Annotated in this window: 9 protein-coding genes; 3 read left to right on the top strand and 6 right to left on the bottom strand. The window is 62.1% G+C overall.

Annotated features, from left to right (window positions below):
* Positions 1-11: 11 nt before the first annotated feature.
* Positions 12-3164 carry an efflux RND transporter permease subunit gene (locus HFO71_RS05765; protein ID WP_221987652.1) on the bottom strand — a complete coding sequence of 1051 codons (3153 nt, stop codon included), beginning with the start codon at positions 3162-3164 and terminating at the stop codon, positions 12-14.
* Between the two features lie 5 nt (positions 3165-3169).
* Positions 3170-4348: an efflux RND transporter periplasmic adaptor subunit gene (locus HFO71_RS05760; RefSeq protein ID WP_221987651.1), complete on the bottom strand. Its 1179-nt coding sequence runs from the start codon at positions 4346-4348 to the stop codon at positions 3170-3172.
* Positions 4349-4581: 233 nt separating this feature from the next.
* Between HFO71_RS05760 and HFO71_RS05755 the strand changes: the two genes are divergently transcribed.
* Positions 4582-5148, top strand: coding sequence for a TetR/AcrR family transcriptional regulator (locus HFO71_RS05755; protein WP_221987650.1), 567 nt, complete (start codon positions 4582-4584; stop codon positions 5146-5148).
* A gap of 114 nt (positions 5149-5262) precedes the next feature.
* Here HFO71_RS05755 and HFO71_RS05750 read toward each other — a convergent pair whose 3' ends face one another.
* Positions 5263-6702, bottom strand: a complete 1440-nt coding sequence (locus HFO71_RS05750; RefSeq protein WP_221987649.1) for an FAD-binding oxidoreductase — start codon at positions 6700-6702, stop codon at positions 5263-5265.
* 242 nt (positions 6703-6944) lie between these two features.
* On the opposite strand from HFO71_RS05750, the gene HFO71_RS05745 reads away from it, so the two are divergent.
* Positions 6945-9257: an NADP-dependent malic enzyme gene (locus HFO71_RS05745; RefSeq protein ID WP_221987648.1), complete on the top strand. Its 2313-nt coding sequence runs from the start codon at positions 6945-6947 to the stop codon at positions 9255-9257.
* Positions 9258-9321: 64 nt separating this feature from the next.
* Here the strand turns inward: HFO71_RS05745 and HFO71_RS05740 are convergent, their stop codons facing one another.
* Positions 9322-9855 carry a ribonuclease H family protein gene (locus tag HFO71_RS05740; RefSeq protein WP_168284390.1) on the bottom strand — a complete coding sequence of 178 codons (534 nt, stop codon included), beginning with the start codon at positions 9853-9855 and terminating at the stop codon, positions 9322-9324.
* A 250-nt stretch (positions 9856-10105) separates the two neighbouring features.
* Between HFO71_RS05740 and HFO71_RS05735 the strand changes: the two genes are divergently transcribed.
* Positions 10106-11203 (top strand): DUF2865 domain-containing protein, encoded by a 1098-nt coding sequence (locus HFO71_RS05735; RefSeq protein ID WP_221987647.1) that lies wholly within the window; start codon positions 10106-10108, stop codon positions 11201-11203.
* 116 nt (positions 11204-11319) lie between these two features.
* Here the strand turns inward: HFO71_RS05735 and HFO71_RS05730 are convergent, their stop codons facing one another.
* Complete coding sequence (locus HFO71_RS05730; protein WP_221987646.1) at positions 11320-12066, bottom strand: SDR family NAD(P)-dependent oxidoreductase; 747 nt, start codon at positions 12064-12066, stop codon at positions 11320-11322.
* A gap of 189 nt (positions 12067-12255) precedes the next feature.
* Complete coding sequence (gene bluB / locus HFO71_RS05725) at positions 12256-12942, bottom strand: 5,6-dimethylbenzimidazole synthase (RefSeq protein WP_221987645.1); 687 nt, start codon at positions 12940-12942, stop codon at positions 12256-12258.
* Position 12943 lies beyond the last annotated feature (1 nt).

The following is a 12943-nucleotide window of genomic DNA, read 5'->3' as shown; positions in this document are numbered from 1 at the left end:
AACTCTTCACCTCAGGTCGGCGACGTGACGGTTGCCGGCTCCTGCCCGGCCGGCGCCTCCTCGTTCACAGTCTCCGGCCGCTTCGTCCTCAAGAGACGCAGCACGAAGACGAAGAAGACGGGAACGAAGAAGATCGCCAGCACCGTCGCCGAGATCATGCCGCCGAGCACGCCCGTGCCGATGGCATTCTGGCTCGCCGCGCTTGGCCCGGTGGCGATCGCCAGAGGCACCACGCCCAAAGTGAAGGCGAGCGAGGTCATGATGATCGGCCGGAAGCGCAGACGGGCGCCTTCGATCGCGGCATCCATCAGCGACTTGCCCTCGGCAAAACCGTCCTTGGCGAATTCCACGATCAGGATGGCGTTCTTCGCCGACAGTCCGATGATCGCGATCAGGCCGACCTTGAAGTAGATGTCGTTGGACATGTCGCGGCTCACCACCGCGAGCACGCAGCCGATGACGCCAAGCGGCACGACCAGCATCACCGACAACGGGATGGACCAGCTCTCGTAAAGCCCCGACAGCAGCAGGAAGACGAAGAGAATGCTGAGGCCGAACAGGAACGGCGCCTGCGATCCCGATCTCAACTCCTCCAGCGACTGGCCGGTCCATTCGAAGCCGAAGCCATCGGGAAGTTCCGAGGCCAGCCGCTCCATTTCGACAATCGCCGCCCCCGACGAATATCCCGGCGCCGGAGCGCCAGAGATGCGCACGGAAGGGTAGCCGTTATAACCGACGATCTGCGCCGGCCCCTTCTGCCATTCGGCGACGGCGAAGGACGACAGCGGCACCATGCCGCCGCTCGCATTGCGGACGTTGAGCTTCATCAGGTCTTCCGCCTGAAGCCTGCTCTTGTCCTGCGCCTGTACTATGACGCGCTGCATGCGGCCCGAATTCGGGAAATCGTTGACATAGCTCGAACCGAGATTGGCGGTGATCGTGCTGTTGATGTCGGGGAAGGCGACGCCGAAGGTATTTGCCTTTTCGCGGTCGATGACGAGCACGAGTTGGGCCGAGTCCGGCATGCCTTCCGGTCGGATGCCTGATATGATGGGATTCTCAGATGCCTTGCCGATCAGCATTCCCGCCGCCTCGGTCAGTGCCGCCTGGCCTTTCCCCCCGCGATCCTGAAGGCGGAAGGTGAAGCCGTTGGTCGTGCCGAAACCTTCGATCGGCGGCGGCGACAAAGCGAAGGATGTGGCGTCCTTCAGTCCAAATAGCTGCATGTTGGCGCGGTTGGAGATCTCCTGTACCGAATTGCCGGCGCCGCGTTCGGCCCAGTCCTTGAGCGTGACGAACACCAGGGCAGCGTTCGGTCCCTGCCCCGAGAAGCTGAAGCCCTGGATCGCAACGACGTTGGCAACGGCCGGCTCCTTCTTGAAGATCGCTTCGATGCTTTCAAGCGAGGCCACCGTGCGGTTGCGGCTCGCCTCCGGCGGTCCCTGCACGTCGACGATCAGGAAGCCCTGATCCTCATCCGGCACGAAGCTGCTCGGCAGGTTGACGAAAAGATAGCCAAGGCCGATGAGCAGCGCGACATAGACGGCCATGACCCGCCAGGAGCGCTTGGCCAGTCCCTCGACCGTGCGGGCATAACGGCCGGTCAACCGGTCGAAGTTGCGGTTGAACCAGCCGGCGATGCCCTTCTTCTCGTGATGACCCTTGATCGGCTTCAGGAAGGTGGCGCAAAGCGCCGGGGTCAGCGACAGCGCCAGGAAGGCCGAAAACAGGATGGATACGACCATCGTCAGGCTGAATTGACGGTAGATGATGCCTGTCGAGCCCGGGAAGAACGCCATTGGCACGAAGACGCAGGAGAGAACCAGCGTAATCCCGAGGATCGCGCCGGTGATCTGCCGCATCGCCTTCTTGGTCGCTTCCTTCGGTGACAGCCTTTCCACCGCCATCAGCCGCTCGACGTTTTCCACCACCACGATGGCGTCGTCGACGAGAATGCCGATGGCAAGCACCATCGCGAACATCGTCAGCACGTTGATCGAGAAGCCTGCGGCAAACATGACGGCAAGCGTCCCGAGCAGCGCGACGGGCACGACGAGCGTTGGAATGATGGTGTAGCGGAAGCTCTGCAGGAAGATGAGCATGACGACGAAGACGAGCGCGACGGCTTCTGCAAGCGTATGCGCCACCTTCTCGATCGATGCCGAGACGAACGGGCTGGTATCATAGGGAACGGAATATTCGACGCCGTCAGGGAAGAAGCGTGACAGCTCCTCCATCTTCGCCTTGACCAGGTTGGAGGTGTTGACGGCATTGCCCGTCGACGACAGCTGGATGGCAATGGCGCCACTCGGCTGCCCGTTCAAGCGGGTGGAGAAGCTGTAGCTCTCGCTGCCCTCTTCGATGCGCGCAACGTCGCGCAGCCTGACGTTCGATCCGTCGGCATTGGCGCGCAGCACGATGTCTCCGAACTCCTTGATGTCGGTCAGTTGCCCCTTCACCAGCACCGTCGCCGTCAGGTCCTGCGAGATCGGATTGGGTGCTGCGCCGATCTGGCCAGCCGCGACCTGGGCGTTCTGCGCCGAGATCGCCGCGCTGATGTCGGACGCGGTGAGGTTCAGGCCGACCATCTTGTCGGGATCGATCCAGATGCGCATCGCCCGCTGCGAGGCAAATAGCTGGGCGCGGCCGACACCCTCGAGACGGCGCAGCTCGCCGATGACGTTTCGGTTGAGATAGTCGCCGAGCGCCACCTCGTCGGTCTTCCCATCCGTCGAGGTCAGCGAGATGAACATCAGGAAGCCGGACGATGCCTCCTCGACCGTGATGCCCTGATCCTTGACGGATTGCGGCAGCCGCGGTTCGACGCGGCGGATGGCGTTCTGAACGTCGACCGAGGCCTGGTCGATATCGGTGCCGGCCGCAAAGGTCGCGGTGATCGTCATCGCGCCCGATGTATCGGAGGTCGACTCGAAATAGGAAAGGTGCTCGACGCCGTTCAACTCTTCTTCGATCTGGCGAGTAACGCCCTGATAAATGTCCTGCGGAGATGCGCCGGGATAGCTGGTGGTGATGCTGAGCTGCGGCGGCGCGACCTTCGGATATTGCGCGACCGGCAGGAATGGCAGAGCGATCAGGCCGGCGAGGGAGATGAAGATCGCAAAGACCCAGGCTAGGACCGGGCGATCGATAAAGAAACGCGCCATCGATCTTACTCCGGCTTCTTGGCGTCACCGGACGCGAGCTGACCATCCCGCCACTCTTCCGGCGCGACCTTTGCGCCCGGCTGCAGTTTCTGGCTGCCGTCGACAACGAGACGCTCACCTGATGACAGGCCGCTTTCGACCACCCATTCATTGCCGAAGGATTGACCGAGCTCCACGTCACGCGGCTGTGCTACGTCTCCCTCCTGGACGACATAGACCTGCGCCTTGCCGTCGGCCGTGCGGATGACGGCGCGCTGCGGGATGAGGATTGCCTTCTCACGGACGGCCTGTTCGATGCGGACCCTGATGTAAAGCCCCGGCAGCAGGTCGCCCTTCGGATTGGGGAACTCACCGCGGAGGGTGACCTGGCCCGTCGTCGCATCGACGCTGGCGCTGCTGAAGAGCAGCTTACCGGCTTCGCCATAGACCGTGCCGTCGTCGAAGACGAGCTTGATGTCGGCCTTGCCTGGTTCGGTCGATGTGAGGCTGCCGTTTTCGACCGCCCGCTTCAGCGCCAGCAGGTCTCCGGAGGATTGCGTGAAGTCGGCATAGACGGGGTCGATCTGCTGGATCATCGCCAGCGCATCGCCGGCGTCGGCCGTCACCAGCGCGCCTTCCGTCACCAGCGCGCCGCCGATGATGCCCGATATCGGTGCGCGGACTTCGGTATAGCCGAGATTGATCTTCGCTTCGTCGAGTGCGGCCTGCGCCAGCGCGACATCGGCATCGGCCTGGGCAAGGGCGACGGCTGCCGCATCATATTCGATACCGCTTGCAACATCGCGGTCGCGCAACGATTTCTGCCGCTCCAACTGCTGGCGGGCATTCATCTGCGTCGCCCTGGCGCGCGCGAGGCTTGCCTCGGCACTCGCCACGCGGACCCGGAACAGCGCCGGATCGATCCGGTAGAGCACATCGCCTTGCTGCACGAGGCTGCCCTGCTCGAAGATCCGTTCCTGCAGGATGCCGGAAACCCTGGCCCGCACCTCCGAAACGCGCGTCGCGGCAATGCGGCCCGGCAGCTCGCTGATAACGGGAACCGGACGCGCGTTGAGCGTCAGGACGCTGACGGCTGCTGGCGGCATCGCGCCGCCTTCCTGCGCGTAAGCCGGCAGGCCGGCACCGAATATCAGCGCCAGGACAAGCGTATAACGCAATGATTTCGTTCGAAAAAGCATGTTCATTAGCCTTCCTGCTGGTCCCGCTGGGGTCCAAAAAAAGCGCAGCCCGCCGAAATGACGTACGGCGGGCCTCCTTAGCCGACAGATAGTCGATCTTTTTTTGCATTGCAAGATACCTACCGGTAGGTATGATAGCACTATCATGATCGGAACTCCCATGGCCCAGCGATCCCGGGAGTGATACTGATCTTTCTCGGGCCGCCTCGGCGCGAAGCTTCTCGAACACAGGTCATGCATTGGTAGATAGCCCCCGCAACAGAAAGAAACAGCCGGACGTCGTGCGGCAGGCTCTTCTCGATTGCGCCACCAAGCTGGCGCTCGAGCATGGTCTGGCCGCCGTCAGCCTGCAGGCGGTCGCGAGTGCCGCCGGCGTGACCAAGGGAGGTCTGTTTCACCACTTCCCCAATAAACAGGCTCTTATAAAGGCCGTGTTCGACGGCATGATGGAAAGCCTCGATCGCGAGATCGACGAGGAGCTTGAAAAGGATAAGGGCGGCCATGGCACATTTACCCGCGCCTATGTCCGCACCCTGTTTGCCGACCGAGCCCTTAACAACAGCCCGTGGTCGGCGCAGACGATGACCGTGCTCGCCGACCCCTACTCCAAGAGCCTCTGGCACAGATGGATGAACGACCGGCTCATCAGGCACGCCGAAACCGACATGGGAATGCGGCTCGAGATCGTTCGCCTGGCGGCGGACGGCGCATGGCTCGCCCATGTTCTGCGGCCCGACGACCACGCAGCTTCCGATGATACGGTTCTGCTGAACGAATTGATCCAACTCACCGAGGGTGACAGATGATAAGCCGGTCACCGGCCGAAGACATTGGGCGTCGAGCGTTCGGATCCGTCTTGCGCCGCGCGTTAAGCGAACGCGCAGCGCAGGCTCCAACGCCTTGATTTCACGCCATTCTCATCATGCAGCGCGTACTGCCGCCATGGGTTTCACGTTCTGGTTCATCCGGAACAGATTGTTCGGATCGTAACGCCGCTTGATTTCCGCAAGGCGGCCGTAATTGGCGCCATAAGCGCTTTCGACCCGATCGACCTCATCCTCCGGCATGAAGTTGATGTAGGCGGTGCCGACCGAATGCGGCTTGGTTGCCTCAAACAGATCCCGCGCCCAGCCGATGCAGCTTCCGTCCATCCCGGTCTCCCGCCAGCGCGCATGCACATTCATGACGAAATGCGAGCTGCGCTGCGGAAATGCGGTGGCCTCGGTGGGCACGCGGCCGGCAGCGCCGCCGACATGGCCGATGAAGATCTCGCATTCCGGGCCGGGCAGCTTGCGCACGGCATTGAGCAGAATCTCGATCGCCGCATCAGAGAGAGAGGCAAAATCCTGGCTCTTCCAGTAATTGCGCGCGCCCGGCGTCAACAGCGGATCGAATGCCTGCTGCCAGCCGGTGAACGGCACCGGGCCGACGACGTCGGCAATCGGATTTCCGATCGCGCGCAATCTGGCCGTCGCCTTTTCTCCCGCCGCAATGTCTCCGCAATAACACATGGCCAGCACGACGATCTCCTTGCCGTGCCATTCAGCGGGAAGGAACGGCAGCGGCGGCGCTTGCCGCATCACCACCCAGCAGGTCAGCTCATCGGGTGCCGCGTCCAGCGCCTGCCGGTATTCCCTCAGCACCTTCTCCGCATCGGCGAAGGGATGTACCACCAGCCCGGCGAGAACTTCTGCGTTGAGAGGGTTGAGCTTGAACTCAAACGAGGTCACGACGCCGAAATTGCCGCCGCCGCCGCGCAGCGCCCAGAAGAGGTCCGGCATTTCCGTCTCGCTCGCCTTGACCAGTTCGCCATCGGCCGTCACCACATCAACCGAAAGCAGATTATCCAGCGTCAGCCCGAATTTGCGTGTCAGCCAGCCGAAACCGCCGCCGAGCGTCAGGCCGGCGATGCCGGTGGTGGAATTGATGCCGGTCGGCAGCACCAGCCCGAAGGCCAGCGTTTCCTGGTCGACATCGGCAAGCGTGGCGCCCGGCTCGATCCTGGCGCGACGCGTCTGCGGATCGACCCGCACCGATTTCATCGCCGACAGGTCGATGACCACACCGCCTTCGCAGACGGCATTGCCGGCGATGCCGTGTCCGCCGCCACGCACCGAAACGAGCAGATTATTGTCGCGTGCAAACCGCACCGCCCGCACGACATCGGCGGCACCGGCGCAGCGCGCGATGAGCCCGGGCCGGCGGTCGATCATCGCATTCCAGATCGCCCGCGCCTCGTTGTAATCCATGTCTTTGCTGGTCAGCAGACTGCCGCGAAATCCGGCGGCAAAGGCATCGATGGCCACGTCATTGACCATCGTCTGCCCCTTTTGCAGGGTCGTCAGGTTCAAATTGTCCATGATTTCCTCCATGCGACCGGCGCCCCGCACCGTCGCGGCCGGCATCCTGCTCCTGTTGAGGTTGTCAAACAAGTTTCCCCAAAAGGATTAGCTGCGGCGGCTGCTTGAAGGCCGAATGGTCACAGCGTGGATACACCCCTCTGCCCACCTCACGAAAACTTCTCCCATCCCTCATTTCCATACTGTCGCGCGTATCCGATTGATGTATGGAGGGAGCTCAAAAGACGTGCACGGAGGCGGCGATGGATCACTCGGAAAAATCGAAGACGGAAAAGAACCTGACGAGCGGCGATCTCGACGAACAGGCACTTTTCTTCCACCGCTATCCCCGCCCCGGTAAGCTGGAGATCCAGGCGACCAAGCCGCTCGGCAACCAGCGCGACCTGGCGCTCGCCTATTCGCCCGGTGTTGCCGCCCCTTGCCTTGCCATCCGCGACAATCCCGAAATGGCGGCCGAATATACCTCGCGCGCCAATCTGGTCGCCGTCATCTCGAACGGCACCGCCGTGCTCGGCCTCGGCAATATCGGCCCTCTCGCCTCCAAACCGGTCATGGAGGGCAAGGCGGTGCTCTTCAAGAAATTCGCCGGCATCGACGTCTTCGATATCGAGATCGATGCCGCAGCCGTCGACCAGATGGTCTCGACCATCGCCTCGCTGGAGCCGACCTTCGGCGGCATCAACCTTGAAGACATTAAGGCGCCGGAATGTTTCGAGGTCGAGCGCCGCCTGCGCGAAAAGATGAAGATCCCCGTCTTCCACGACGATCAGCACGGCACGGCAATCATCGTCGCCGCCGCGATCCTGAACGGGCTGGAACTCGCCGGCAAGAACATCGCCGACATCAAGATCGTCGCCTCCGGCGCCGGTGCTGCCGCTCTTGCCTGCCTCAACCTGCTTGTCATTCTCGGGGCAAAACGCGAAAACATCTGGGTCCACGATCTCGAAGGCCTCGTCTATGAGGGCCGGGTCGAGCTGATGGACGAATGGAAGTCCATCTATGCCCAGAAGAGCGATACGCGCACGCTCGCCGAAAATATCGGCGGCGCCGACGTCTTCCTCGGCCTTTCGGCCGCCGGCGTGCTGAAACCCGAGCTGCTGGCGCAGATGGCCGACAAGCCGCTGATCATGGCGCTTGCCAATCCAACGCCGGAGATCATGCCGGATCTCGCCCGTGCCGCCCGCCCCGACGCAATGATCTGCACCGGTCGCTCGGATTTCGCCAACCAGGTCAACAACGTCCTCTGCTTTCCCTATATCTTCCGCGGCGCGCTCGATTGCGGCGCCGAGACGATCAACGAGGAAATGAAGATGGCCGCCGTGCGCGCCATTGCAGCCCTTGCCCGCGAAGAGCCGTCCGACGTCGCCGCCCGCGCCTATTCCGGCGAGACCCCGGTCTTCGGCCCCGATTACCTGATCCCCTCGCCCTTCGATCCGCGCCTGATCCTGCGCATCGCACCTGCCGTCGCCAAAGCCGCCGAACAGAGCGGCGTGGCACGCCGCCCGATCCAGGATTTCGACGCCTATCTCGACCAGCTGAACCGCTTCGTCTTCCGCTCCGGCTTCGTCATGAAGCCGATCTTCACTGCGGCCAAGGCCGCCGAGCGCAAGCGCGTCATCTTTTCCGAAGGCGAGGACGAACGTGTGCTTCGCGCCGCCCAGGTGCTGCTCGAAGAAGGCCTTGCCGAACCGATCCTGATCGGCCGCCCGCAGGTCATCGAGACGCGGCTGAAGCGCTACGGCCTGCGCATCCGCCCGCTGCAGGATTTCGAAGTCATCAATCCGGAAGACGATCCGCGCTTCCGCGAATATGTCGATCTCTATTTCTCCCTCGTCGGCCGCCGCGGCGTCATCCCGGAAGCTGCCCGCACGATCGTGCGTACCAACACGACAGTCATCGGCGCGCTGGCGCTGAGGCGCGGCGAGGCCGACGCGCTGATCTGCGGCCTGGAAGGCCGTTACGAGAAGCATCTTCGCGACGTCCGCCTGATCATCGGCAAGCGCAAGGATGTCCGCGATTTCTCAGCCCTCAGCCTGATGATTTCGCAGCGCGGCGCCACCTTCTTCACCGACACCTATGTCACCTTCAATCCGACCGCCGAGGAGGTCGCCGAGGCGACAGTGCTGGCGGCCGAGGAAATCCGCCGTTTCGGCCTCACCCCGCGCGCCGCCCTGGTCTCGCATTCCAATTTCGGTTCGCGTGAGTCCGAAAGCGCGACGAAGATGCGCAACGCCCTGCAGCTCGTGCGCGATGCTGCACCCGATCTTGAGGTCGACGGCGAGATGCACGGCGAAAGCGCCATCACCGAAGCACTGCGCAAGCGCGTCATGCCGGATACGACGCTGCACGATGAGGCGAACCTCCTGGTCTTCCCGAACCTCGATGCCGCCAACATCACCCTCGGTGTGGTCAAGTCGATGACCGACGGCCTGCATGTCGGCCCGATCCTGCTCGGCACCGCCCTGCCCGCCCATATCCTCGCCCCCTCTGTCACCTCCCGCGGCGTCGTCAATATGGCGGCACTCGCCGTCGTCGAGGCATCGCAACCGGCTTGAGCTGGTTGCCCGCAACACAGCGTAAAGACCCTGAAGTCGTCCCGACACATGTCCTGATGCCGTCTCAGGCACTCCGTATCGACAGGCGCCCTTTATCCGCGAGCGCATCCGCGCGTTCGTTGCCGGCAATGCCGGAATGGCCTTTGCACCAGACAATGGTCATCAGCGCATTCTGGGATAGCTGAAGATCGACCGCCTTCCAGAGTTCCGCATTGGCGATCGTTCGCCTTCGGGCATTCCCATTCGGGCTGCTTTTCTTCCAGCCGTTGTTCTTCCAGATATGTCGCCAGCTGTTGCAGCCTTTGATGGCGTAGACGGAATCGGACCAGATGGTCGCGGGCTCGCCGTTTGCCTCGCTGTTGATCCAGATTGCCGCCCTGAGCACGGCGGTCAATTCCATCGAATTATTGGCGGAATCTTCGGCGCCACCGAAGCCGGACGCAATTTCCGCCGCATCACGATAAACGACAAAAGCCCATCCCCCGCGCCCGGAACCGGGTTCATAACAACCGTCCACGAAAACGTGGAAGCCGTGCTGGGTTTCCGGCAGCCCGACTGTCGTTGCGGGGGAGCTGAGTTCATTGGCAACACCTGTCATTTTCGACGTCCGGATATGAGTACGTTCCCCAAGCGACGCAGGAGATTGGAGTGGAGCACTTGGCCTCGTTGATTACAATCGGCAGCCTCTTCATAATCAAACACTTGGGTCTCCAGCGGTCCGCTGGATAAAACCGCGAAAATACGCTAGGAATTTATCCCAGCTTATTAAGAGAAATACCCTAAGAGAACTGGCGGCGATCAACGCCGCAATCGACCGATCAATTCTTTGCTCATTCCGGGACGACGCCGTGAAACGCCGAAACCTGTCTCTTGCCCTTCTCCTTGCCTTTTCGGCGCCTGCCGCCGCGCAAAGCAGCGCTGTCTGTGAGGACCTGCGCGGCCGCCTCGCCGACTTGCCGCGATCGATCGGCAATGGCAACGGCCCGGAAGCCCGCCGATATGCCAGCGCCATGGCCGAGCAGAACCTCGAGCTGCGCAAGGTCCGCAACGATCTGCGCAGCTTTGGCTGCACGTCAGGCAGCATGGTGGTCGTCGGCGGCGAGAATGCCGATTATTGCACCGAGCTCTCGCAGGCCGAAGCCCGTATGATCGACAATATCCGCTATCTCCAGGACCGCCGCAACGTGCTGGCCGGCCAGAACGGTGCCAATGACGGCGCGCGGCGCGAACTGATTGCCGCTCTCGAGCGCAATGGCTGCAACAGCGAAAACTTCTACGCCCCGAGCGATCGCAGCGCCGCCGACCCCGCCCCTAGCGTCGAGGAACAGGCAATGCGCACCGATACCTTCATTCCGCTCGGCGGCGGTGAAGAGGTTGATCCGCGTTACGGCCTGCCGCGGGCAGACATGCTGTCGCCAGTCAGCACCATGTGCGTGCGCAGCTGCGACGGCGGCTTCTTCCCGATCAGCTCAAACGCCACGTCGGTTGATTTCGGCCGCGACGCCCAGACCTGCGCCAAGATGTGCCCGGGTATCGAGACCGAATTGTTCTATCGTGATGTGACGAGCACCGAAGCCTCGAACATGATCTCGGTCGCAATGGGCACGCCTTACAGCGCCATGAAAAACGCCTTTGCCTACAAGAACCGTACGCCCGGGGAAAAGTCCTCTTGCGCCTGCAATCTCACCGCCTATTACGAGGAGATGCGCGGCAAGCAGGCGGTGAGCGAACCGCCGCAGCAGGGCTCGATCACCACCATCCGCACCAACCCCACGGCGAAGAATCCCGCAGCCGCCGCGCCGCAACCATCCGTTCCCGAGCGCCCCTATGATCCGACGCAAAACCGTGTCCGTCAGGTCGGCCCGCAATTTCTGGCCGGAGATCAGGGCTCGATCGATCTCGCCAACCCAGCAACGTCAGGTCCGCAGCCGCAACAGCAGCAGTGATCGAACAGCTGGAACGGCGGTGGCCGAGCCATAGCGGCGTTATGCCGGGGTGCATGAGATGACGGCATGTCGCGTGAACGAGCGGCGGGATGTGAATGCGGACAGCTTGAGCATGGTCAGTAGGTCGTACGACCACCGCTCAGGTCGAACGTCGATGCGGTCGTGAAGGAGTTCTCTTCGGAGAGCAGCCAGACGGCCATCGACGCGATCTCATGAAGTTCAACAAAACGGTCGCGCGGAATACGGACGCGCATATATTCGATAAATTCCGGTGTCAGCCCGTCCAATATAGGTGTCTTTGCTGTGGTCGGCGTTACCGCGTTCACGGCGATCCCCGTCTTTGCGAGTTCCTTGCCAAGAGACTTGGTGAAGCCCAACACACCGGCTTTCGCTGCGCTATAGGCAGCGATGTTCGGATTTCCTTCCTTGCCCGCAACCGAGGAGATGTTCACGATCCGCCCGTAGTCGTGCTTCAACATGACCGGAACGACGTGGCGGCAGCAGTTGAAGGTTCCCGTGAGGCAGACATCGACAACGTCTTTCCACTCGATGACATCGTATTCAATCGTGGGCTTAACCGGACCGGTAATCCCGGCGGAATTGACGAGGCCGTCGATACGGCCAAAAATCTCCTCGGTAGTTGCCGCCGCGTTTTTGACTGATTGGGAATCTGCAACGTTGACGCCAAAAGCGACGGTGCCGGAGCCGAGAGCGGAAGCGCTGTCCTTCGCCATGTTTTCGTTCAGGTCCCAGATTGCCACCTTGCCACCAGACTGGATGACGCGCTCTGCGATAGCGTAGCCGATGCCGCGCGCACCGCCTGTGATCACGATGATGCGTTCCTTCAAGTCGATCATGTTCATTGGGCCGTTATCCTCCGATCGAGCCGCCGATAGCCGAATATCTCTTGGAATTTCCGGGATTCGCCTTCAGCGTATCGATATAAAGGCCTGGAATAAAGATACCTCACCGGCGTCGGCGACACCCGACATCGGTTTGCTCACCTTGACTGTCGTGACTGTGCGATTGAGGCCATGCTCCACCGCACTGCCCTAGGTGTTCAGTCCCCATCCATCATGGAAGACCAGATCCTCCAGCGGCAGCCGCTGCCGCCAGCCTTTGACGGAGAGTTCCGGCTCGTCATAGAGCCGATCGACGAAACCGGCGCAGAGCCAAGCGACCACCTCGATATACTCGGGTATGCCGAGAATGGTTTTCAGGTCGCCTTCGCGAAAAATGCTGACCCAACCGATGCCCACCCCTTCCGCCCGCGCCGCAAGCCAGAGATTCTGGATGGCGCAGACGGTCGAGTATGAATCCATTCTCGGATTGTGGGTGCGACCTAGCACCACGCTGCCGCTGCGCGTGGGATCGCAGGTCACGCATATGCCGAGCGGCGCCTCCACGATGCCTTCGAGCTTGAGAGCGCGGTAGGCCTGCTGCCGCTCGCCGGCAAACATCAGCGCCGCCTCCTCGTTGGCACTGGCGAAGGCATCCCGGACGCGCGCCCGCACAACGGCACTTTTCACCAGAATGAAATTCCACGGCTGCATGAAGCCGACGGAGGGTGCGTGGTGAGCGGCCGTCAGCAACCGCCGCACAACATCGTCAGGCAAGGGATCGGGCAGGAACTGGCTGCGAACGTCACGCCGCGTCATGATCGCATGATAGACGGCCTCGCGTTCAGCCACGGAAAAACCGGACGCCGCCGAAAGGGCATCCTCATCAAAAGGTCGCATC

Origin of the sequence: Rhizobium laguerreae, from assembly GCF_019778565.1 — a bacterium.
Taxonomy (GTDB): domain Bacteria; phylum Pseudomonadota; class Alphaproteobacteria; order Rhizobiales; family Rhizobiaceae; genus Rhizobium; species Rhizobium laguerreae.
The sequence above is the reverse complement of the archived record's forward strand: the minus strand, read 5'-3'. Positions and strand labels throughout refer to the sequence as shown.

What these genes read in the sequence shown, in the direction of transcription:
- HFO71_RS05765 (WP_221987652.1), bottom strand. Translation starts at nt 3,164, where the DNA reads ATGGCGCGTTTCTTTATCGATCGCCCGGTCCTAGCCTGGGTCTTTGCG.
- HFO71_RS05760 (WP_221987651.1), bottom strand. Translation starts at nt 4,348, where the DNA reads ATGAACATGCTTTTTCGAACGAAATCATTGCGTTATACGCTTGTCCTG.
- HFO71_RS05750 (WP_221987649.1), bottom strand. Translation starts at nt 6,702, where the DNA reads ATGGACAATTTGAACCTGACGACCCTGCAAAAGGGGCAGACGATGGTC.
- HFO71_RS05745 (WP_221987648.1), top strand. Translation starts at nt 6,945, where the DNA reads ATGGATCACTCGGAAAAATCGAAGACGGAAAAGAACCTGACGAGCGGC.
- HFO71_RS05740 (WP_168284390.1), bottom strand. Translation starts at nt 9,855, where the DNA reads ATGACAGGTGTTGCCAATGAACTCAGCTCCCCCGCAACGACAGTCGGG.
- HFO71_RS05730 (WP_221987646.1), bottom strand. Translation starts at nt 12,066, where the DNA reads ATGAACATGATCGACTTGAAGGAACGCATCATCGTGATCACAGGCGGT.
- bluB (WP_221987645.1), bottom strand. Translation starts at nt 12,942, where the DNA reads ATGCGACCTTTTGATGAGGATGCCCTTTCGGCGGCGTCCGGTTTTTCC.